Origin of the sequence: Methanococcoides methylutens (genome assembly GCF_000765475.1) — an archaeon.
Taxonomy (GTDB): Archaea; Halobacteriota; Methanosarcinia; order Methanosarcinales; family Methanosarcinaceae; genus Methanococcoides; species Methanococcoides methylutens.
This window is the reverse complement of record NZ_JRHO01000013.1, coordinates 203,192-226,626: the sequence shown is the minus strand read 5'-3', so window position 1 is coordinate 226,626 and position 23,435 is coordinate 203,192. Positions and strand designations below refer to the sequence as shown.

The following is a 23,435-nucleotide window of genomic DNA, read 5'->3' as shown; positions in this document are numbered from 1 at the left end:
ATTAGTTTAGAACAAATAATTAATTAAATGATTGATAACCATTTTTAGAGTCCAATGGTCTAGAATTAGTTGAATTAATACTAAGAATATCTGGACAAAACTAATAACGATTATAAGAACAGTCAGAAGCAGAACAATATTTTGCATCTTTTTACTATATTCTATATTTTTTAGTGCTAAAGTGTTATCTGAGTGGCGATTTAATGTATTAATAAATTCATCCATATAATTAATATTTCGATTTATATTTTCAATAATAAAATCAAATAAATATTTCTTTTGTTCACCCAGTAATTCAAATTTTGGGCTATTATTAGTAAGCCTAAAATCAAATTTATTAATTTCTATTTTAAATCTTTCAAAATAGAAAAGGTATTTAGCAATCTTCTCTCGGTTGGAAATGACCTTCTTAAAATCATTTTTAGTAATGTATTCTAGTTCTTTTGAAACTAACAGATTTAATTCGGTAGCATTTCTTTGTTCTATCTCTAACCATCGATTAAGGCTAAGCAATTCAAATGAATAATGATTGAGTGGGTATTGAATCGAGCTTTTTATGCTAGAATACATTTTATTCTGATTTGCTGTTTTACGATTTGCAATTATCAAGTAATTTGAAAAAACATCATCAGTATAAGACTCAAAAAAAAGATAATTATCACATCTATATACAGTCAGCGGGTGAGCCGAAATATTAAAAGAGCTATAAAAATCATTATTAAGTAACCATTCATTTATCTCTTCTGTTTCTTCAGGATAGTTTAGAGAAAACAAATCAATAGACGGAACATTTGATATGTGTTTCTTGGCTTGCTTGAAAAAAAGTCCCTCAAAATATGTTGATAAAAAGTTAATAACATGATTTTTTAGATTATTTCTAATTTCATCTATCTCTTTTTTCTTTATACTGCTTGGTTGATGTATAGTTGTAACTTCACCATCTAAAGTGTCAATTTTTTCTTCAACTTTATCATGATATGTATATATTATGTCATTTATTTTATCAGAATAACTCGAATCCAAACTTGCTTGAATTTGTAAATTTATAACTGATGGTAAAGTAGCTTGTAGAGTTATATTTATACTATCAATATTGTCGTCTAAATCTTGAAAAGTTCCATGAGTAAAAACTTGACCTTTAAATTTTGTATTTATTATAGGTGGAAGGTATAATGAGCCTCTAAATGAATTATTCTCGTCATCCTGAAGTATCTTTCTATACATCAATCTCGACTTTTCATAGTCTTTTAGATTTGAATATAACTGATCTAATCCATCAAAAAGGTTACTAAATTCCTCGATGCAAATCATCTCTAATAAAATAATTGAATCGTAGTGAATATTTTCATTGTTGGGAAGAAAACAGCGTTCATTATCGCGTTTGACAAAATCATTATTTGAAACCTTTCCCGATTTTATATTTCTTGTTTTTTCATTCATATTATTCACATAACTTTTAAATTATTAGAAATGATTTTATATTAACAAATGGAAATTTTAATCAACTATTGAAGTTTTTAAGTTAATGGAACACATTTTAAAAATAACTTTTGACACATTTATATATTTCACGCAATTTTCTGTGAATAATATGTGGTATATTCTAATCCTTATACATAATACTGTAAAAATGGGAGAATCTCTACAAAATTATCAGTAGCCGTTCTCTTAGGTGTTTGAAATCGGGTTGTGCATATTTATTACACAAGCCCGTACACTTTTTTCTTGTTAACTATATCCCCGCATAGCATTTCGGGGATATAGGCAAATAGGGAAAAGGCAACTCCCGAAAATTAATTTAAAATATTCGTATTAGTAAGACACTATATCTCTACCCATATTTTAATAATGTTGTGCGTAGGTAGCTCCTAAAACTTCTCGGAAGTTATCGATATATTTGAAGATTGTTATTAAGTCTTATTTTTTTTAAAAAAAATAGGATTACAATTATAACTTCGAAGTCAAAATTTCCTTGTGATTTTGGAGATCCATTTCGAACAAAAGGTTATACTATCAAGCATGAAATGAAGCATTGTGCGAATTAGTCCAAAGAAAGAAACCATGCCATTCACAATAAAATAAGCATACAGCATTACAATAAATATATCAAAGGTTAGTACTCTTTTCTTAAAATAGCTTTTTACATTCATTTAGCACCATTTCCCATTCATGATAGTCCTCTAATAGAGACGCTTAGGTTCTATCGATTTCAACCTTAACGACTGCTTTTCAAAAAAAAAAGAATGAGAAAGGGAGGGAATTTATAGCCCTGCCCTTTCAACGAGGATGTCAGCAATCTGCTTTGCACTTTCGATTGGGAAGTCCTCTGCTTTAATAAGTTTACGGACATCTTCTGTCTGACACGCGGCGTCTGGACCTGCAGGCATTGCTGCAAGAAGGTCTTCGGGTGTGTTTATAGGGAATGTTGCATCTGCAAGTCCACCAACTATCTCGGAATGGATTTCTTCTTTTACGCTCATATTTTTGTCTCCTTTATAGGCGTTGTATATGGCTGCATGTCTTCCGGAAGATCAGAACCACAACAGATAAATGGAAGGTTTCTAATATATACTTAAGCGGCATTGAAATGTATCTATGTCAGGTAGGTTATTCAAATGACCTATAAGGTTGTATGGGTAATCCTTATTAGCAATGGATGCGAATTTCCATTATGAGCAAAAAACCCAATTTTGAAATTGAAGACATCGGTGCAAAGCTCGATGTAATTCACACAGACATAAAAGCATTTATCGAAGATTCTAATAGGCATCAACTTGAGTCCATCTTGGCGTTTGTTAGGAGCGAATATACCACTGTCCTGGAGAATCATCTTGTTGCTAATATAGAGATGGGACTTTCAAAGAACATGGTCAAAAATTGTGAACGTATGGAACAATGTAAATCTGTGTTCACGGATTTGTTACAAAAAAATGCAGCACTTATCAAGCAGCCCCATGTAGATGTTAAACTGATTGATAGCAAACGCGTTGAAATAAAGACTTTAGGGGATGTGATGCCATATGACAAGTGCGAAACCTGCTTATCCGAAGTCTCAGACCTTCTCGAAACGCAAATAGATCTAATGCAGTCTCTGAAGGTATATGAAACAAATGCAGACAAAGAACAGGATATTTCAGATGTTAAATCAGAGTCTATGGTTAATGATGTGCTCGAACCTCTTTGTAACATCACGCGTTTTGATATACTTAAAGCAGTTTCCAGCCAACCAATGAGTTTTTCGTCCCTTTCCAAGCTTACAGGACTTCGTGGCGGCAACCTTTTTTTCCATCTACAAAAGCTTTTGGATAGCAGAATGATCATACAGCAGCATGAGAGGGGTGATTATATGATAACAGGTAAAGGGTTCAGGCTAATGGAAGAGACCACTGAAATGTATTCCATCTTTGTTCATGACAATAGCTGACCTTTTAAAATGTGAACTTTAAGTTGCTTGCTAATGTTCCTGATCTAAAAGTCTCTTCTATGAAAGTCTAGTCATTCTCCTTCTTGTAAATTGTTCTAGAAGAATATGTGTAAAAAGGTTACTTGAATATACTTTATAACTTCGGTACACTGGAATGCAGATAAAGTATATTAACCTAACACCAATAATACTATATTAACGCTTAATCGTTCCAATTTAATTAATGGAGAGATAAAAATGGAAGAGCAAACAGAATTAAACATGGAATATTTATCCAAAACACTTCAGGAGATGGCTTTAACTCTTGGAGCATTCAAGGCGGGGATTGCAACAACTGAAACCCTTGCAGGTGGGCCTCCATCGGCAGATCTGACATATGTGCTTCCAGAAGCAAAATCTGCAGTTGTTTTTGCCATAGCTTTTGATCAGAATCTTATTGAATCTTATTTCAGGAAAGAAGACCACAAATCTATGGAAACAAACAAAGTGCGATCCACTACTCTTGCCAATGGAATTGCTCTTGAAATGGCAGCTTTTCTGGAAGATTTTGGCTTTAAAGCCGTTCCCTTAAATGCAAATTTTGTTTACCGTGAGAAAGTTATGGAATTTATGAAAGAACAGAAATCGGAACTACATCCTCCTGTTTCTCACAGGTATCTAGCTGTACGTTCCGGCATAGGCCATTTCGGATATTCAGGCCACATTATTACCAAGGAAAATGGGTCTGCAATTGTATTAGGGTCTGTAGTTACGGATGCTGAACTCATTCCAACAGAACCTTTGCCTGAAGAAGAGAACTATTGCGATGGATGTAAGATATGCCTTGCAGCCTGTTCATCTGGATACGTGGATCCGCTTGAAAAGGTTACCGTGACCCTTGGGGGAAAGGAGTTCAGCTACGGCAAGAGAAAAAATTTCTTCCGCTGTGGTCTTGTCTGTGGAGGACTTGCAGGTCTGAGTTCTTCCGGAAAATGGTCTACCTGGTCGCCGACTCGTTTTGACATTCCTGAAAAAGATGAGGATTTTCGAGCAGCAATGATCGAAAACCAACAGGCTCAGTGTGGAAGGCCGGAGGCAAAAGGTGGTTTCTTTTCAGCCGGAGGAAGAATGGAATACACATGTTCCAACTGTAATTTAATCTGCCATCCTGATAAAGAAATCAGAAAAGCACGATTAAAGATGCTCAGAAAAAGTGGAGTGGTTATCGAAGAACCCGATGGAACTCGTAGAGCTGTATCTCCAGAAGAAGCAAAAGAGTATCTCAAATCCATGCCTTTAGAGAGAAGAAAGTTCTATGAAGATGTTTCAGAGGAATAAGTAGCTAAAACTAGAATCATCAGAATATTGAGGAAATGTCATAACGACATTTTCTCTGTAATTCTTCAAATCCCATCTAATTCAAATTTTAATCACATGTCCTACGAAGGTGTGCTTGACCATTTATTCTCTAGTTAAAATTAGTTCCATTTACATTCTCACAGTTTAATGACTATGAAGCGCATAAGCATTAACTTAAAACGAATAAATATTAACGATAACTGGATATAGATTAATCTAAAAGTAATATCTTCTATTGAACTATTTATTCCCTATTTAGAAAAATACCGAAGATTAATCGAGACTTATATGAGGTCGATATTCTTAAAAAAAGAATAGACTAAAGATAGTCTCTTTAGTGTTTAGACTAAGATAATAAACTATAATCTAGGATATAGACTAAAATAAAATTTTTGCTTCAATATCCTAAATTTAGATTTAAACTCGAAATATTTATAGTGTGCCTAAAAAACGATATAGATATTTCTCTAAGAGATAGATAACTATAAGCGCTAAGAGCTTTACTAAAACCGTTAAGGATCTAACTAAATACGTTATAAATATGCCGTAAAACGGCATAAATATATACTTAAAAGGTATACTCGATAGTTATACTTTTTTTAGAAGGTACATAGCTAGAACTATTTCTCATACTTACCAGCACGTATCCTGCTTAACTTTCCCTTACATGAGCGTTAAGTGTAATAGGCTTATCAGACTCGGCGTTCTGCTTCATGTAATGCAAAGTATCTTTAGAAAAACCCATCTTCTTCCATTCGGTGTAAGATATGTCAATAATCTTCTTTCTCAACTGCTTGAATACTGCCTAAAGTAAATTTCAAAAATAGTTTTGTACCTACAAGTCAGTTTAGTAAATGAAAATATAGAATCACATACCAAAATCAGGAGTAATATAATGACTAAAATAGCTCATCTTTACGTTCTTAACACGATGGCCGACTGGGAGCCGAGTTACCTGATCGCTGAATTGAATTCCGGCCGTTATTTCAGGAAGAATGCAAGCGAATACACGGTCATGACAGTAGGTATTACAAAAGAGCCTGTTGTTACCATGGGTGGGTTGCGTATTGAGCCAGACATTAGCCTTGATGAATTAATGACTGACGATGCCGGAGTGCTGATCCTGCCAGGTGGCGATACCTGGCTTGAAGATATTCACACGCCAATACTGGAGAAAGCAAAGGAGTTCCTGGATGCAGGTATCACTGTTGGTGCCATATGTGGTGCAACTCTGGGTTTTGCTAAAGCCGGCCTTCTGGATAACAGACTCCATACAAGTAACGATCTGGATTACCTGAAAACGGTCTGTCCCGATTACACAGGAGAATCATTTTATCGTCAGGAGCCTGCTGTGACTGATGGTAACCTTATAACTGCCTCAGGGATTGCCCCTCTTGAATTCGCAAAGGAAGTTATCAGGAACCTGGATGTATTTTCGGCTCAGACCCTTGAAGCATGGTATCAGTTATATGTTACTCATAAGACGCAGTATTTCTATGCAATTATGGAGTCGCTGGAAGAGTGAGGTAAGAGTTTACAGTGTATTTTAGGTTTGGTATTCTGCTCCATGTCGTCCAAAAATGGATATATAAAAAACTAAGATATTCTTTGTTAAGGGAATTAAAAGGTGGGAACAATGGAATTAGGCGCATTTTCAGTTAGTCTTAATGTAAAGAATATTGAAGCTTCAAGGCTCAGAGATCCACTTCTTCCATACACAACAATACTATCAATATCCATTCTCTTTGGAGAGAACACATACTCTTCTTTTTCAGGCTTCAACAAATCAATATCAAGATTGTATGGATTAAGTGGTTGGAAATAATCTATGATCTCCTGAGCATGTTCAGGAGGAACAAATATTGAATCTGTATCCATGTATGCATGGACTGAATCAAGCTCTTTTACTTTAGCTTCTAATTTGACAGTCTCATTGATGTAAAAAAAGATTAGAGAAGTAAGGTTATATGGGTTATGTAACTAAAAAGTAATATAGTGGATATTATTGCTGATCAAGGGGGTATCATTCTGGTCTCAATTTCCGAAATCACCGTCACAGAAATTCTGATAATCTTATCTCTGATCTTCTTCTTGTACGCTTTTGTCTATCCTCAGTCCCAGCTCAAGAAGATTAAGATGCAAAGGCTTTCCATGATCAAACGGATGGAGCGCATGTGGGGCACAAAGGTTCTTACCATGATACACAGGAAAGAAGCAGTTTCTATGGTAGGTTTTCCTGTCTACCAGTACATAGATGTTGAGGATGCTGAACAGGTACTTCGAGCCATCAGGGAGACCGGTGACCGGCCCATAGATATTATCATGCAAACACCCGGAGGTCAAATGCATGCCAGCATACAGATCGCACGGGCTCTTAATAATCATAAAGAAAAGGTCAGGATAATGATTCCTCACTATTGCATGTCAGGGGGTACCATCATTGCCCTTGCTGCAGATGAGATTTTAATGGATCCTGATGCAGTCATAGGCCCAATAGACCCACAGGTGGGTGATCTCATTCGTGGAACATACCCGGCACCCTCATGGATCTATGCAGCCGAAAAGAAAGGAATGGATGCTGATGACACGACCATCATCATGAGCGAGATATCAAAAAAAGCAATGGAGCTTACAAAAGATGTTATCATGGAATTGCTTGAGAAGAAAATTCAAGATGAAGAAAAAAGGAAGTCCGTTGCTCAAAAACTATTAAGTGGGGAGATGATACATGTCACTCCGATCTCTGCAAAAGAGGCTATTGAACTTGGTCTGCCGGTCAGCACTGAATTGCCTTCAGAAGTCCATGATTTCATGAAGTTTTTCAGGTCTGCAAAGATGAGCGTGGAATATGTTGAGTAAATTGATTTTTTGAATTACTTGATTTTAAGAAAGGGTTAACAACCTTTCTGATTACCATTTTCAAACTTTTCCACTAACCCTTCTATCCTATCTTTCTAACCTCCCCCTTCCAATCCCAGATTACGATTGTTAAGAGAAGCATTTACATTTCAGAAATGCCCCTCTGGTTCTTATTCACTTGACTGGCATGCATATATCAAGAATATGATGCTTTTCCGGATGCTCCTCTGGATCATTCAAATAGATCTCATAACTTGCCCGGGACATATCCATTTCAAGATTATTTTCCATAAGCCACCCTACGATCTTTTCCCATGCAGGGCCATATTCTTCTGCTCCTGTCAGTTCTGCATGCATTACTACATACTTTCCACCGGGGAGTTTCTGCTTCTTGATCTCACCCTCGACTTCAACATCATCGTCGATGGTCATGCATGCATCCAGCTTAAGTTCTTCCGGAGGGGTAACGCCCGGATCATCGTAATAGGCAGACATAAAAAGAGTATTCGGTCCCATCAATTGCTTCGGGCCTGCCCAGTTGCCCAATTTACCGAACAGCTCTGCAAAGACCTCTACCTTACCCACATAGTTACCGACAAAGGAAACGCATGCTACGGTTCTTTCTTCTAATTCTGTTATCTCTGTTTCGTATATTATTTCCAAACTTAGCACCCACCTTTAATTTCAAATTATTTTTTGTAATAAGTACTATAAAAGCTCATAGTAAGTTGATTGAAAGTAATAACCATTCCTTACCAGAAAATCCTGTATGGGAGCCATCATACAATTGATCATCTATTCAATTCCAAAAGACATAGTTAAACTCAAGGGGTGGAAAAATGTTAACCAGGAATGTTGATTGACTATTATTAAATGTTAATCGTAGCAAATATATTTTTTACGATGAAGATCTAAGTATAGATGGGTACAGATTAATTCACACTAAAATAAGGAACTATCTTCTGATTAGCAAAGATGGGTTATATCAATTCTTGGAGAAATTAATATGAAGTTTAATAAAAGAACTGAGAATGAAGAATATTCAGAAAAAGCAAAGGTCTATTTGAATACTTTATGTGATGTAAAACCTAGCAGAAGCACTGGTTCGGCAGGCAATCGTGAAGCAACAGACTTCTTTGAAAGAATTGTCAGCCCTTATGGATATACAGTTGAAAGCGAGTCCTTTAATTGCATGGATTTTGAGAGCGGGGAATCTTCCCTTAGAGCTATGAACAGATCATTTGAGATATATCCGAGCCCTTTTTCTCTTGGATGTGATGTAGAAGCGGAATTAGAAACTGTTACTACCATTGAAGAATTAGAAAAATGCAACTGTAGGGGCAAGATCCTATTTATGAAAGGTAAAATATGCGATGAACCGCTGATGCCTAAAAATTTTGTGTTCTATAATCCGGAAGAGCATAAGAAAATATATTCTCTTTTAGAAACAAAAGAACCAGCAGCCATAATCACTGCGACGGAAACCAAGCCCGAACTTGTAGGGGCAATATATCCCTATCCACTTATAGAAGATGGTGATTTTGACATACCTTCTGCATATTGCACGGACGATGTTGGAGATGAAATAGCTGAAGGAACAGGGGGCATGTTCAAATTAAGGATCAATTCCAAAAGGATCCCTTCAACCGCCTGTAATGTCATTGTGCGGAAAAATCCGGACGCAGAGAAGAAAATTGTTATTTGTGCACACATAGATTCAAGGGCAAGCACACCCGGTGCATCAGATAATGCTTCAGGGACGGTGGTACTATTACTCCTTGCTGAAATGCTTTCTGATTATCAAAGCAACATTTGCATTGAAATTGTGGCTTTCAATGGGGAGGATCACTATAGTGTGGCAGGGCAGATGGATTACCTGCATAAATATCAAAAAGAGTTCGATATAATAATTCTGGCGATCAATATAGATGATGTTGGTTACAAAGAAGGTAAAACCGCTTATTCATTTTATGAGTGTTCAGATGAAACAAAACGAAATATCTATAGCACTTTATCTAACTACAAGGGCTTAACAGAGGGTGAATCCTGGTATAGCGGAGATCATATGATATTTGCACAAAATGGCATAGAAACTATGGCATTAACATCAGAGTGCATTCCTTTTTTGATGAAAACAATTACACATACAGAAAAAGATACGCCAGATATCATTGACTGCGATAAACTTGTGGAAGTTGCAGCTGCACTAAAGGATATTGTAGAGAATTGTAATTGAGTGCTGATTTTTTTTAGAGCAAAATTCTTCAAAGGAGACTATAAAATTAGTTAAATCTATTTCAAAAGGTTGTACACTTGAAATTGAGATTGTGGTCTCTGATAACTGATGGTCACTCTTCCTTTTTTTCATCATTTTCTTTGCGAACAGCAGGGGCCTATATTATGGCACTTCTGTATATTGGGTTCCATTGATGTCTTTTTTTATTCAATGGGTTGCTAATCCAAAGACCACAACAGATAAATACATCCCTCATCATTATTCATGATGGATGGGAACTATTAACCTGTGGTTTCATTATCTCTTCCTTATTTGGTCCCATCAATTTCCATAGCAGGCAGCTGTATTCTCCTCCTAGTGAAATCGATTGTATGGTTCCAAAGCTGAGTTCAATTGATCTGAAACAAAGTCAGGTCATGTGAAATCTGTAATGAATATTAGTTAGGAATAGAGAAACATGTCTGAAAATTTTGATATTAAGCTTGACAGTAAATGTTACTATCCTGATCCATCGGTAAAGGAAAACTCCTGGATGCAGGATTATGAAAAGATCTACAGTGAATCTCTCAAGGATCCTGAAAAACACTGGGAAAGTGTGGCAGAGGAACTTGAATGGTTCGAAAAGTGGGACAAGGTTTTGGAATGGGACCATCCTTATGCAAAATGGTTTACCAATGCCAGGATGAACATAACCTCCAACTGCCTTGACCGCCATGTATTCAATGGGAAAAGGAACAAGGTCGCAATGATCTGGATAGGCGATGGTGGAGAAGAGCAGGTTATCACATATCGTCAGCTTTACCGTGATGTCATGAGATTTTCCAATGGTCTCAAATCCCTCGGTGTTGAGAAAGGGGATAAAGTATGCATATATATGCCACAGGTTCCTGAGCAGATCGTGGCCATGCTGGCATGTGCACGTATCGGTGCAGTCCACAGTGTCGTTTTCGGAGGCTTCGGTGCCAAAGCATTACATTCCAGGATAAAGGATGCACAGGCAAAGATCGTCATTACTGCAGATGCAAGCCTTCGGCGTGGTAAGCGCATTGATCTGAAGTCTCTTGTGGACGAAGCTGTGGTCAATGCGTCATGTGTTGAGAAGATAGTGGTCCTGAGAAGAATGACTCCTCAAATGGAACTCTTTTCTGAGATCGAGGTTGACTTCTATGAGATCATGGAAGATGTGGAGAAGGAATGTGAACCTGAGATGATGGATTCCGAGGACCCTCTGTTCATCCTCTACACCAGTGGAACAACCGGTCCGGCCAAGGGAATAGTTCATGCATGCGGTGGCTACATGGTAGGCACCTACTACACCACAAAGAACATTCTGGACCTGAAGGAAAATGATGTAATGTGGTGTACTGCAGATCCCGGATGGATCACAGGCCACAGCTACATTGTCTATGGTCCTCTTTCTATGGGTGCAACGATCCTCATTTCCGAGACAACACCCGACTATCCGGATCCGGGTGTCTGGTGGAACATAATTGAGGAGTTCGATGTGAGTGTTTTCTATACAGCACCAACAGCGATACGCATGTTCATGAGACTAGGGGAAGAATGGCCCGGGAAGTATAACCTGAGTTCCCTGAGGATCCTGGGTTCGGTCGGAGAACCTCTGAATCCCGAAGCGTTCAAGTGGTATTATCGTGTTATCGGCAAGGAAAAATGTCCTATTCTGGATACCTGGTGGCAGACCGAGACAGGCATGCATATGCTCACCACAGCGGTTGGGGAACCCATGAAGCCGGGATTCACGGGAAGGCCTGTACCAGGTGTGGTTGCTGATGTTGTAGATGAGAATGGTGACCCGGTACCTGCAGGAACAGGTGGTTTCCTTGTGATAAAACAACCCTGGCCTTCCATGATGAGAACCGTTCATGGCAATGATGAAAGATATCGCCAGTATTGGACAACGATCCAGAATTACTACAGTGCAGGTGACTTGGCCGTAAAGGATGAGGATGGCTATATCATGATACAGGGGCGTTCTGACGATGTACTTATCGTTGCTGGCCACAACATTGGCAGTGCAGAGGTCGAGAGTGCGCTTGTATCCCATGAGGCCGTGGCTGAAGCTGCTGTAATAGGAAAACCTGATCCTCTGAAAGGTGATTCCATCAAAGCTTTCGTCATACTTCGCATGGGCTTCAACTATTCCGATAAACTGAAGCTTGATCTTATGTATCATGTAAGAATGAATCTGGGCCCAATTGCAATGCCTTCCGAGATTGAAATTGTTGACTCGCTGCCAAAGACCCGCAGCGGTAAGATCATGAGAAGGTTGCTTAAGGCACAGGAGCTTGGAATGGATCCCGGGGATGTATCCACTTTGGAAGACTAAGTTCCTCCATCCAGATCTCCAGCTCCAGATCACGCTTCTGGAGCGCGGAACGAGGTGATGAGCTACGCTCTCATCACCTCATTTTAACATGATGGCTATACTGTAATTTATTAAAAATAAATTCTGGGTAGTGTGGTAATAACTTTTGAGCCCGATGATAAGATCGAAAAAGAACCTGTTATGTGAGTCGATCCTTCCAATTTCTTTCACATGAGCATTAGACTAAACGTTCTCTGGATCCTGGCATCCTGCAATTATCCGAAATATGTCCTATTTTCTCTCAAACCTCTTCCTGCACTTCCTTTTCAAAAGAAAGCATCCTGAAGGACAGCAGGAATACTGTGTAAATGATCACTGCTGCTACTATGAACGACACTCCTCCAAGTATTTCATAGAGGAATCCTCCTAGGATCAGTCCTGCAATGCTGGCCAGGCTTGAAAAGCTACTGGCAAAACCCTGTACAGCACCCTGATGGTCCTTGCCTGCAAGTTTTGAGATTATTGAAAGGATCGAAGGCCACATGAGTCCGTTCCCAAGTGCAAAGAAAGCGGCTGCAAGGTATGTAAGAGCAATATTTCCGGATACGAGCAGGAGGAAGTTCGTGCCAAGTATAATGCTTCCTGCTATTGCAAGGTATGCATCTGAATACCTCTTTACCGCCATGCTGAGGATCGGTCCCTGAACTACGATCATCAGGATGCCTAGTACTGAAAAATAGATTCCCATGTCAGCAACAGACCACTGAAGTGTGCGGATCGCATGAAGGGGGAATGCTGTGTAGAATATATTGAATCCAAGGAATATCAGGAAATATAGCAGCAACATATATGGTATGTTCTTTAGCCCGATCACTTCCCTGAAGCTGATCTTCTTTGCTTTCCTTATGGTACACTGCCTTGATTCCGGAAGGTACAGAACGATTGCAATAGTTCCTGCAAGGGATATGAGGGCAGCAGCAAGTACCGGGATAAGTTCTCCGTAGATCGTTATGCTAAGCAGGCCTGCAAGTGCCGGTCCTATTATGAATCCGAGATTTGCAGAAATGGACATTTTTCCAAAGTTCTTATTGCGGTCCTTTTCTTCAGTTATGTCTGCAAGGTAAGCATTTGCTACGGCTATGTTCCCTCCCGTCAGCCCGTCAAAGCTTCTGGCGATGAAAAGTATCAGAAGTGGTATCGTGATAACAAATGCTCCAAAAAAAGCTGAATTAATGCTCACAAGGCTCTTCACAGGGGTGAAAAATGCAAGGAGGAATATGATCCAGGATAACAATGTGCCTGCCTGGGATATTAACAATATCTTCTTTCTTCCGTGAATATCAGACCATCTTCCAAGTATGGGAGCTCCTATTAGCTGGAATGCCGGATACATGGCACCAATGAATCCGTAAACGATTGCATTTCCACCAAATCTCTCTACCAGAAAAACAAGGAATGGGATGACTATTCCAAAGCCAAGGGTATTGATAAAGTTGATTAACAGTAAAGGAAAAAGCCTTGGTTTTTTTGGTTCACAGCCATTCTGGTCCATCTATACATATTTTCTGTTTCTAACTATTTATAGGGTCATGTACCATGAAGGAATTGAATTCTAAGCTGCTTTTTATGGATATTTGATGATTTGAATTACCAAATTGTTCATTGAGAATATGTTCGGTTTTTACTGAACCATTTTAATCAATTTTAGTTGATTATTTGTTAAATATAATTTTTAAAAACAGTTATATACCATCAATTGGCTATTTACTATTATAACATAAAACTCAAAAAGAGGTGTAGTCATGGCATGTTGGGAATATGATATTAAGTCCGTTCGAATGGGTGAAGTTGGTAAGACAAAAGAAGATCTTAATCAGATGGGTCTTGATGGCTGGGAATTAGTCAAGTTTGTTGGTCAAGTAGATGAAGATGGTATGTCTACTGCATTTTTCAAGCGTGTTTTGGATGGAGCTAACATCTAAGCTTCATCTTATACCTCCATTTTCCATTTATCTCCTTTTACCATTTCTTCTGCATCCCTGCAAATACAGAATTTACACAGAGCACACTCCACATTATTCTGCTTGTCTTTAACAGGGCAATAGTATATTCCATCCTTTTCCAGGACCTGATCTCCTCCCGGAAAGACCATACCTATTGGATGGATTGGTTTTTTGACGATGAATACAAGATAGGGTGCTGTAAGATTAACTAATTGATTGAAATACTTTTGATTCTTATCTTCTGGAACGCCCATTTGTTCCAGCCTTTTCATAAGATCTTCATACTCTTCTGCATCAATGGTCTCATTCATTTCAGGTTGTTTTGAATTGCTGATCTCTGTAAAGATGGTATATAGGTAGTTGAAAAGCTCAGTTGAATAGGCTTCCCTGTACTTTTTAGGCAAACCGGAAGCTGATCTGACCATGAAGGCCCTTGCTTTCATAATATCTGATATAGGAATGCTTCGTGCAGATTTTTGAAGCGAGCTAAGAAGATCTGCAGTGTTCATAAGGGATATTGTGTTCTTCTTTCATTTAAAAATTTGTAAGAATTCATAATATCATATTTTATTAACTTCATTTAATGTAACTTTTAACCTAACAGAAACATTTATATAACATTGGTTCGCATATACACGAACGTTGATATTAAGTCTTATTTTCTTTAACTAATTTACTTAATTACTTACATTTTTTCTTGTTTGAATCGACCTTGAAACACAAAAAATTTGATGGAGGCAGACCATGACCGAAAAGGAAAACAACGATGATGGTTCAGTTCCTCTTCCGATGAAGGAACTGGAAGAAATTGTCAGATCCCTTATTGAGCGTATCATGGACGAGATGGCTGAAGAGGGATTCGAAAAACCCGCATTTTATGGTTTTTCCGTAGTCTACAATGGAGCTGATAACTCTGAGCAGCAGCACTTCTCTACCATAAAACTAGGCGATAATAACTTCTTCTATGTTTCAAAGAAGGATGCAGTCGTAGAATACACTGAGGTCGATGATAAGCTGTATGTTACAGTTGATACCGGAGTTGATGTTGATGATATCTCATACACTGCATCAGGTTCAGAACTTGAACTTCAGTTCGAAACTGAAGAACAGGTCTTTACCCAGCATGTTGAGCTTGAACCAAAGGTCGATCCGGAAAGTTCACAAATGACATGCAAAAATGGAGTTGTTGAGATCGTGTTCCAGATACTCGATGAGTGATCATCGTAACTGTACACGACCTCCTTTCTTTTTATGGTTTAATTCTTCAGTTCTCTTATTTTGTCTTCTTTCTAAGAATAGCAAAAGCTATAGCTACGCAAAGAAGTGCAATTGCCGGACTTAAGGGGCTATCCTGCTCATCCGCTAGGGGCTCAAGAACCACTCCTTCAAGGAGATACAACTCGGTTTCGGGATGGAATGCATACCATGCGAACCAGAAGTCCCTTTCTTTAACTATTTCTTCCCGGGTATTCTGGTTGGTTATAGTGACAATTCACACATCGTCCCTTTCTATCTTTTGCTTATTTCTTAGCTTTAAGCAACTGCATCATCTTTTCCGGATCAGTAGTTGGTTCTTTGCAACTTAGATCTCTACATACGTAAGCAGTTGCTTTTCCATCTTTCATAACAATATTCTCAGTGTACTCCGCGATCCTGGTGATCGCATTCCCTTCGGTTCCCGATGGTTTGACCATCACGACCTTGTTAGGAAAATACTCCTTATGAAGCTGTGATAGCATCAACTTTGTGTCCTCAGAATTAAGGTCACCTGCGATCACAACTTCACTTGAAGGTCCCAGAATAAAGTTCACACCCGACAGGAACTGGGTATATCCTATAGGTATGGCTGAAATTGTTCCGGAAAATGCCGTCATGATCTCATAGGCCTTCTTCCCAAGTTCGTTATTCCCAGTCATTCTTCCAAGGCGGATCAGGTTAGAAAAAGCAATAGAATTACCACTTGGGATCGCGCCGTCATAAACTTCCTTTTTCCTGAAAAGAAGGCTTTCTGAAGTATTTGCTGTCTGGTAGAATCCGCTATTTTCGTCATCCCAGTAATTGTCAAGCAGATATTCGTTGAGCTTCAATGCTGTATTTAGATATGATGTTTCAAAAGTAGTCTCATATAGCTCGATCAATCCCCATATTAGGAATGCATGGTCTTCCAGGAATGCCGGTGTTTCTGTTCTTTCGCTGCACAGATGGGAAAGACTGCCTGTTCTCATGTAGGTGCTGGTGAGAATAAGGTCTGCACATCTTTTAGCCATATCTGTATATCTCTGTTCTCCAAGTGCTCTTGAAGCGATGGCCAGTGAAGCTATCATTAGTCCGTTCCAGTCAGTGAGTATTTTATCGTCCTTTGAAGGGTGAACCCTTTTCTCACGAATTTTAAAGAGCTTCTGCCTGATTTTCTCAATGGTACTTTCAAATTCTTCGATCGTTATATTGTGTTTACGTGCGATCTCATCAGGACTAGTTTTAATGTGTAATATGTTCTTCCCGGTACGTTGGCGAGTGCTTTCATCAAGGAAATTGCCGCTTTTTTCCACGTTGAAATGATTTATGAACAACTTTGCATCAGTTTCTTCAAGAATCTCTCTGATCTCATCAATGTCCCAAACGTAGAACTTACCTTCAACACCCTCGCTGTCGGCATCTTCAGCACAATAAAACCCTCCTTCCGGGGATGTCATATCTCTTTCAATATAGTCGAATATCTCTCTGACCGTTTCTGCAAATTCAGGCTTGCCTGTTGCCTGGTATGCTTCTGAATAAGCTATTGCCAGCATTCCCTGGTCGTATAACATCTTCTCAAAGTGAGGTACTAGCCACGTACTATCCGTGGAATACCTGTGAAACCCAAAACCGATTTGGTCATAGATGCCTCCTGATTTCATTGCACTGAGGGTTCTTTCTACAATTTCCAGTGCTCTTTTATCACCGCTCCGGTTCCAGTATCGAAGGAGGTACATGAGATTGTGTGGGGATGGGAACTTAGGTGCATTTCCAAACCCTCCATTATCTTCATCGAACGTATCCTCAAGATGCTTGAAGGCCAAATCTAGGACATTATCATCAATTGTTCCTTTTGCCATAGGCTTCTTAGTTGTTCTTTCAGAGAAATGGGAACGTATCATGGATGTCTGCTCGTCAATCTTGTGATGTTCTTTTGTCCAGATCTCATTTATTTGTGGTAGAAGTTCCATCAGCCCAATGCGCCCTAGAACGCTCTCTTTTGGCATATACGTTGCAGCTACGAAGGGCACTTTTTTAGGTGTCATTATAATGGTAAGCGGCCAGCCGCCATTCCCGTTCATGGCCTGGCATACTTCCATGTAAACAGCATCAATGTCAGGTCTTTCTTCCCTGTCCACTTTTATGGCAACAAAATTGCTGTTCATTATATTTGCCAGATCCTGATGTTCAAAAGACTCCCTTTCCATCACGTGACACCAGTGGCAGGTCGAATATCCTATTGACAGGAAAATGGGTTTGTTCTCATCTTTTGCTTTTTTGAATGCTTCTGCTCCCCATGGGTACCAGTCCACTGGATTATATGCATGTTGCAAAAGGTACGGACTTTTTTCATGGATTAGCCTGTTCGTCTTTCTGTTGTCATTATCATATGTTTTCATTATAGCCCCCCCATCTCCAACTTTGCCAGTATTAATCAATATTTATTTGCCTGGTATATAGTTACTTTCCATCTAATTTCAAGGTCAGCCATCCTCATATTTGTGAGGGCATAGCTATACATTTGTACATTCTTAAAAACAAAAGGTAAAAAACGATGAGTTGTTGGCACCTTATGGTACTGAAAATAATAGTACACTTACAGTTATATACTATTTAGTATTTACATTATATAGTTAGCCTTTATTTAATTATAAATCAATATGTATATTTAATTAAATACTATTAATTATATTTTTCATATAATTTATACAATTATGATTATATTTTTAAAAAATAATATTTATTTATCTTATGTTATTTAATTAATATATTTAATATTTAATGAATGCTTTTTATTATATACTTTTAAACATATTATTTAATTTATTGCCAATATTTATATTTATGGAATATGATATTAAAAGACATCACTTTTTGATGTATGTTGTAAACTATATATGTTGAATTGCAATAGCATTTGTTACAATTTTAATAAGAATCTCTATGGGGATCTTTAACCATATAATAAGATATTTACACACACATACACACACACATATATATATATTAATTAAATCAAAATAAATCAATTTATTATTATTTAACTTTGGTAATGTGTAAATTTGTTAAGTAAACGTTGAATTTAGTCATTTTTAAAATAATGGTTTTAATTTTATATGCCTATATTTATTTATTATTTTATAACTTGAATAGTGTATAGGTTTTGATTTGAAAATGCCTTGATTCGTATAGATAACTGATCTATAAAATTTACATAGGACTGGCTATTATTTTTAGTATACTTTAAATTATATACTATATAATAGTTACTTTATAATAATTACTTTTTACTATATTTTTAATTTGCTATGCTATTTATTATCTTTTAAAACGTATAGTCATTATTTAGTATATTATAAACTATAGATATTAAGATAAGTACATTATAAAACTTATTTTTGTAGCTATAATAAGTATTGCATTATTAGTAATTTAGAAACTTATTTTTTATAATATATATTATACAATACATTTTTACAAAAGTTATTATTATATGCCTATTTTTATATAATACTTTATTACTTACTGAGTCTATAGGTGCCGCTTCAAAAAGACTCTAATAAACATAGCAAATTTTAGCTAAAAATTTTAAGTTTTCAGTATTTCTAGTGAAAGTAATCAATTATTTAGATAATCTAATCGAGATATTTTTAACTTAATTATTAACTTTAGCTAAAAAGCGCTCCTTTGTTCGGAGTAGATCTCAACAAACTGCATACGAAGACCATTCACATACAATATAGGAATGGAGTCCACGCAGGTGCTTAATCGGGAACTTTTCCAAACAGGACAATTCTAAATACTATAAGAATATGCGGTTTGTGACTTGCAGACCCCCTATTCTCTGCAAAAAATAATCAAGAAATGCATAATAGGAATATTACTCCAACTTATACACATATACTATGTGAAAGGAGTTTTCAATTTTTAATCTCTCAGTCATTCCAGGCATGATCATTAAGCAGATCTAATTTGTTTGAATTTTTTCAATTATATCTTCAAATTTGGTCTATTATTACTCAAAAACGACTATGTTTTTCTATGGTTTTTCAGATTACAACTGGTATAGGTTGCATTCAATGTTATACCGAAAAAGCATAGATATTTTTGCCCATAGTTAATTGCTCTATTGGAGCAATAAGCAAAAAGTGAGATCTTTTAATACTAAATCATCACTTCTTTTTTTGAGTTAGATTTTAGTAAAAACATTCTTTTCTTCCTCTTTTTCTTGTAGTTAACAAAATATCCTTAATTATTTTTTAAAAATATGCCTATGTGTTTTTACCATTTTTTAGTCTGTAACATATACACTCTGCAATTTGAAAGTGTTTAAAAAAACATAGAGTTAAATTGGACAACTTTTTTAAATTTTGTAGCCATTATAATAATCTGATATTTGATCTTTGTTTCTCATCTAGAAAATTAATTATGTTTATTTTGTTTGGTCATATGTAAACAGTTGCAATTAAATAAATCAGTTCCTAGTTTAATTTATTACTTAGTATATAATTAAGTAATAAATTTAAATTATATTTTTAAATTAATTATCGTAATATTATATTATTACATTAGAACTATTCGTATATTTTCATTTCCCAAAAGTGAAACTATATGTCAAATTTTAAATTGTGAGCTTAACTCCAAAGACGTCTTCAAAAGTTTGATACTTCTTTCTGGCATTATAGAGATATTGTCTTATACATTCCTCACCTTTCGCACGTGCAAAAAGTGCTGTGATCTCTGTGGGTGAAAAAATAGCCTCTATCTGTTTCATAGGGATGCTGTTCAATAGTTTCAGGCCATCAATTTCAGGCATTTCTGCATTTTTTGGACCTTGAGCATTAAGTCGTGTTCCAGATAGTTCATCGGTATTGTTTTCAGAGACAGATCTGGAAAAGTGAGGGATGGCGATTTCACAGACCCAGTTCCAGCCAGGATCATAGATGTTTGCGGAGAGAATTCCACAATTCGTACATTTGCCTGCAACAATGAATTCGTCATCTGTTTCATGATAACTGAGACTTATGATGGTAGATTCACAATTGCCACAAGTGCCTATCTCATTTTCCTCCAGCTCATAAGCAGGCACCTGTTGGTCTCCTGCGTAAAGTAGATTTTCTTTCAGATCGTAACTATAATTTCGAGTATCCGGAGTGGTCATTATAATCCCCTTATGAATTAATTATTCTGATACCAATTTTGCGTTATTATTTTACAAAGATATATATACTGCTATCTACATAATATGTGTTACTGTTCTTTAGGGAGAATACATATCATGGCATCTATTCGATCTAAAATTAAAGACCGACTTGAGAAATTTATTGAACTGGATGTTAATGGACTTAGGAGCTACGTCCTATCATTATTTTTAAACTTAAAGAAGTCTACTGTAGATGAATTACACAAGACCATCACTAAAAAGTATGATGTTTCCAGAAGTGCAGTTGCTTCAATGGTGGGCTACATACATTCAAAGCTGGGAATTCTCAGATCCCATAAGGAATCTTACAAGACCCCTACAGTTTATTCTTTAAAGGAAGAATATGCTGATCTTTTACAGTCAGAGCTTAGTTCTAAGGGGATTGCCGCAAGCTGATCTTTGATCAGCAGGCTTTGATCTTAAATGGTATCTGTAAAAGATGCTCCCAGAACCTCTACGACCTTAATGATACGTTCCGATACAAATGCGCGCATAACTCGCTCCAGAGATCCTTATTTTAGCCTTATGCGCCGTCTTTTCCAGGAAGATGCCACAGCCATGCGCGGGCAGAAGTTCCTGATAATGGTCGAAGAACGCCAGAAGGCGGGCAATCCTATCAAGACCAGCGAATGGCAGGATGTCATAAAAGAGCTTGACATAGGCCGTGCATCGTTCTACGCAATGCGAAACAAGCTGCTTGGTGCCGGCATGATCACTAACAAGAACCACAAGTATCGATTATCAAGCCAGTTCAGCCACGATCTTATGGATATGGCAAGATGGTGGATGACAGCCATTCTGGACGAGAATCCTGACGATCTGTGAGCCTTATTTAAGCACCACCCGATACCTTTATTAATTAGAATTACTATGTAGGAGCTGCAATCATAAGCAGCCCGGTAGTGTAGTGGTCAATCATGCAGGACTCTGGATCCCGCAACTTCGGTTCGAATCCGTGCCGGGCTACCAATTTCTTTTAGGTAGTCTCGTTTTTCAATACTAATTTTTGAGTTATTTTTTATATACAGATTATCGTATGATTTTCACTTATTCTATAATATGCATATATCTTGGCATATATAATTCTACGATTATAATCGTATGCCTCTTGCAACCATATCTTCCTGACAATTGTGGAGTCTTTCACTGAAGGAATAGACCATTTTCAATCTTGTATACCATTTCCTTCTCAAGAAATTCTCCAACAATCTCGAGATTATATTGCAGTTGATTTTTCAATTTTGATTAATGCTTGTCAAGCCACCTAGAAGTATCCTTAACATCTGCTTTAATTGAGATAATTTTACCAAACACGCAATTGTATCATAAAGTAAGTTGAGAATTATACCAAGAATAGCACAAACTCCATAGGTAATGGCTTTCCATGACCCTGCACCGGATACAAGTGCACACTTCGTGAGTGTGAATTATTTACCGCCTGCGCTGCAAGTCTTGGTGCCGACTTTGACAATCGGAAGCGTTATAGAGTCACCTTCGGTAAGTGGTTTTTCTGAAAATGGCGTGGATTGAATTTGTGACATGCCTGGTGCTCTCACGTTGGATTAATAAAACGGAACCGATGGCAGTATTATTTTGCAAAATATTATTGCTGGACTTCCATAACCAGATCCCTTTTAATCTGCTGTAGCTCATGTCGTTATTCTTCAGTGTATTGTTATCGGAATCAACTAAAATGATACTTATGCAAAATATTAATAAACTACAAAGATGTTTTTAATATATGAATATTTTCATCTAATGTTTCGACCCATTTCAATGAAAGTTAGTCATTGTTCATCTTCTCATACATCTCCTTCACACCCTCCAGCATTGCGATTACTGTCTCAATCTCAGCTTCCTGTAGCAGAGTCAACGTTATATTAATCACTGGTTCTTCAGTGACCTTCATCCATTTGTGATTGCAGGATGCTTATCATTTTTGTTCTGAAAGCATGTTCATTTTTTTTATTTGCTGCATCACTTAAGGATTGTGTATAATGTGTGTTTTCCTATTTGCTTCAGATCATTGACAAAAAGGACTAATTTTGGTTCCATGTGTCGTATTGTACATCTATTCGATTTTTCAATAGCAAAATATAAATACTTATAAAAGTTTTAGCTAATTTTACCGATGAATATGTGGGGTACTAAATCGATGAGGCCAGTCTTCAAATTAATATCATGTATGGCAATTGTGATTCTGTTGCTTACTACAGTAACTTTAATTGATACGGATGATGCATCAGAATCCATAAGAGGGGTAGCTGGATCTACACAAAACAAAATGCCAACCATAGAAGACACTTTGATGTCAGAATTAACTGAAGTATCACTTGATTCTGAGGTGAGGATAGTTGGAATAAGTTACTACGAAGACATTGATGCAGTAGTTATCGGCCTTGAAAAAAGGACATATTCTGATAACGAACATTTGCGTAATGCAATGATCAATTCAATTTTTGAGATCATGCCTGTAGTTCTTGATCATCAAGAAGAGTTGAATGAGACAAATATTGTATTTACCGGCAGCTCGATCTCGCTGACTGCAAGGGGTAGTCGTACAATGATGAAGATATTTCACACTGAAATAAATTTTGATCTGGCCACCCATATCGATTGGAATAATTTCACTACTAATGAAGATAAAGACCAATTATTATTAGATGAATTTGAATACGTGTGGTGGCATGCAGTGGTCAAAAGGGATTGATTTTTTGTTGATGTTATCACTATAAGTTTCTTAATTTTTCCTCATTTTAACTTAAATTCACTTTAAATTTATCCTCAATTTTCATTTTAAATTTGACGTT

General features: G+C 37.0%; 21 protein-coding genes, 1 tRNA gene and 1 pseudogene. 12 read left to right on the top strand and 11 right to left on the bottom strand.

Features of this window, described 5'->3' with window-relative positions:
- Positions 1–6: 6 nt before the first annotated feature.
- Positions 7–1,440, bottom strand: a complete 1,434-nt coding sequence (locus tag LI82_RS07215) for a hypothetical protein (protein ID WP_048194577.1) — start codon at positions 1,438–1,440, stop codon at positions 7–9.
- Between the two features lie 821 nt (positions 1,441–2,261).
- Complete coding sequence (locus LI82_RS07205) at positions 2,262–2,480, bottom strand: MTH865 family protein (protein ID WP_048194573.1); 219 nt, start codon at positions 2,478–2,480, stop codon at positions 2,262–2,264.
- A gap of 191 nt (positions 2,481–2,671) precedes the next feature.
- Between LI82_RS07205 and LI82_RS07200 the strand changes: the two genes are divergently transcribed.
- Together LI82_RS07200 and LI82_RS07195 are read left to right on the top strand one after the other, a co-directional pair.
- Positions 2,672–3,424, top strand: a complete 753-nt coding sequence (locus tag LI82_RS07200; RefSeq protein ID WP_160174964.1) for a winged helix-turn-helix domain-containing protein — start codon at positions 2,672–2,674, stop codon at positions 3,422–3,424.
- 237 nt (positions 3,425–3,661) lie between these two features.
- Positions 3,662–4,741: an epoxyqueuosine reductase gene (locus LI82_RS07195; RefSeq protein WP_048194569.1), complete on the top strand. Its 1,080-nt coding sequence runs from the start codon at positions 3,662–3,664 to the stop codon at positions 4,739–4,741.
- A gap of 673 nt (positions 4,742–5,414) precedes the next feature.
- Here the strand turns inward: LI82_RS07195 and LI82_RS13720 are convergent.
- Positions 5,415–5,552 (bottom strand): annotated as a pseudogene (locus tag LI82_RS13720) (CRISPR-associated endonuclease Cas1); the annotation flags it as partial.
- 105 nt (positions 5,553–5,657) lie between these two features.
- Between LI82_RS13720 and LI82_RS07190 the strand changes: the two are divergent.
- Complete coding sequence (locus tag LI82_RS07190) at positions 5,658–6,287, top strand: type 1 glutamine amidotransferase family protein (RefSeq protein ID WP_048194567.1); 630 nt, start codon at positions 5,658–5,660, stop codon at positions 6,285–6,287.
- A gap of 95 nt (positions 6,288–6,382) precedes the next feature.
- Here LI82_RS07190 and LI82_RS07185 read toward each other — a convergent pair whose 3' ends face one another.
- Entirely contained in the window at positions 6,383–6,640 is a 258-nt protein-coding gene (locus LI82_RS07185) for a hypothetical protein (RefSeq protein WP_048194565.1), read from the bottom strand.
- Between the two features lie 117 nt (positions 6,641–6,757).
- Here LI82_RS07185 and LI82_RS07180 point away from each other — a divergent pair, with 117 nt between their 5' ends.
- Entirely contained in the window at positions 6,758–7,621 is an 864-nt protein-coding gene (locus LI82_RS07180; RefSeq protein WP_236622701.1) for an SDH family Clp fold serine proteinase, read from the top strand.
- Positions 7,622–7,795: 174 nt separating this feature from the next.
- Here LI82_RS07180 and LI82_RS07175 read toward each other — a convergent pair whose 3' ends face one another.
- Complete coding sequence (locus LI82_RS07175; protein ID WP_048194562.1) at positions 7,796–8,284, bottom strand: AraC family transcriptional regulator; 489 nt, start codon at positions 8,282–8,284, stop codon at positions 7,796–7,798.
- A gap of 343 nt (positions 8,285–8,627) precedes the next feature.
- Between LI82_RS07175 and LI82_RS07170 the strand changes: the two genes are divergently transcribed.
- Positions 8,628–9,857 (top strand): M28 family peptidase, encoded by a 1,230-nt coding sequence (locus tag LI82_RS07170; RefSeq protein ID WP_048194560.1) that lies wholly within the window; start codon positions 8,628–8,630, stop codon positions 9,855–9,857.
- 457 nt (positions 9,858–10,314) lie between these two features.
- Positions 10,315–12,204, top strand: coding sequence for an acetate--CoA ligase (gene acs, locus LI82_RS07165; RefSeq protein ID WP_048194559.1), 1,890 nt, complete (start codon positions 10,315–10,317; stop codon positions 12,202–12,204).
- Positions 12,205–12,484: 280 nt separating this feature from the next.
- Here acs and LI82_RS07160 read toward each other — a convergent pair whose 3' ends face one another.
- On the bottom strand, positions 12,485–13,735 hold the full coding sequence (locus LI82_RS07160; protein ID WP_048194557.1) for an MFS transporter: 1,251 nt from the start codon (positions 13,733–13,735) through the stop codon (positions 12,485–12,487).
- A 250-nt stretch (positions 13,736–13,985) separates the two neighbouring features.
- Here LI82_RS07160 and LI82_RS07155 point away from each other — a divergent pair, with 250 nt between their 5' ends.
- Complete coding sequence (locus LI82_RS07155) at positions 13,986–14,165, top strand: hypothetical protein (RefSeq protein WP_048194554.1); 180 nt, start codon at positions 13,986–13,988, stop codon at positions 14,163–14,165.
- An 8-nt stretch (positions 14,166–14,173) separates the two neighbouring features.
- Here the strand turns inward: LI82_RS07155 and LI82_RS07150 are convergent, their stop codons facing one another.
- On the bottom strand, positions 14,174–14,695 hold the full coding sequence (locus LI82_RS07150) for a DUF2115 domain-containing protein (protein WP_048194552.1): 522 nt from the start codon (positions 14,693–14,695) through the stop codon (positions 14,174–14,176).
- A 235-nt stretch (positions 14,696–14,930) separates the two neighbouring features.
- Here LI82_RS07150 and LI82_RS07145 point away from each other — a divergent pair, with 235 nt between their 5' ends.
- Positions 14,931–15,404 (top strand): hypothetical protein, encoded by a 474-nt coding sequence (locus LI82_RS07145; RefSeq protein ID WP_048194551.1) that lies wholly within the window; start codon positions 14,931–14,933, stop codon positions 15,402–15,404.
- Positions 15,405–15,706: 302 nt separating this feature from the next.
- Here LI82_RS07145 and LI82_RS07140 read toward each other — a convergent pair whose 3' ends face one another.
- A complete protein-coding gene (locus LI82_RS07140; RefSeq protein WP_048194549.1) occupies positions 15,707–17,821 on the bottom strand; it encodes a thioredoxin domain-containing protein in 2,115 nt (704 codons plus the stop codon).
- 2,222 nt (positions 17,822–20,043) lie between these two features.
- On the bottom strand, positions 20,044–20,583 hold the full coding sequence (locus LI82_RS07135) for a hypothetical protein (RefSeq protein WP_048194546.1): 540 nt from the start codon (positions 20,581–20,583) through the stop codon (positions 20,044–20,046).
- A 117-nt stretch (positions 20,584–20,700) separates the two neighbouring features.
- On the opposite strand from LI82_RS07135, the gene LI82_RS07130 reads away from it, so the two are divergent.
- The 3 genes from LI82_RS07130 (at position 20,701) to LI82_RS07120 (ending at position 21,594) form a co-directional block, all read left to right on the top strand.
- Positions 20,701–21,021 (top strand): DUF2551 domain-containing protein, encoded by a 321-nt coding sequence (locus LI82_RS07130; protein WP_048194544.1) that lies wholly within the window; start codon positions 20,701–20,703, stop codon positions 21,019–21,021.
- A 27-nt stretch (positions 21,022–21,048) separates the two neighbouring features.
- The gene (locus LI82_RS07125; RefSeq protein ID WP_048194542.1) at positions 21,049–21,450 is read left to right on the top strand and encodes a hypothetical protein; all 402 of its coding nucleotides are present in this window, start codon (positions 21,049–21,051) and stop codon (positions 21,448–21,450) included.
- Between the two features lie 68 nt (positions 21,451–21,518).
- Positions 21,519–21,594, top strand: a tRNA-Gln gene (locus LI82_RS07120).
- A gap of 519 nt (positions 21,595–22,113) precedes the next feature.
- On the opposite strand, the gene LI82_RS13685 is transcribed toward LI82_RS07120, so the two are convergent.
- Complete coding sequence (locus LI82_RS13685; RefSeq protein ID WP_394297411.1) at positions 22,114–22,320, bottom strand: NosD domain-containing protein; 207 nt, start codon at positions 22,318–22,320, stop codon at positions 22,114–22,116.
- An 88-nt stretch (positions 22,321–22,408) separates the two neighbouring features.
- A complete protein-coding gene (locus LI82_RS13570; RefSeq protein WP_269078520.1) occupies positions 22,409–22,534 on the bottom strand; it encodes a hypothetical protein in 126 nt (41 codons plus the stop codon).
- A gap of 276 nt (positions 22,535–22,810) precedes the next feature.
- Here LI82_RS13570 and LI82_RS07115 point away from each other — a divergent pair, with 276 nt between their 5' ends.
- On the top strand, positions 22,811–23,335 hold the full coding sequence (locus LI82_RS07115; RefSeq protein ID WP_048194540.1) for a hypothetical protein: 525 nt from the start codon (positions 22,811–22,813) through the stop codon (positions 23,333–23,335).
- The last annotated feature ends 100 nt before the right edge of the window (positions 23,336–23,435 follow it).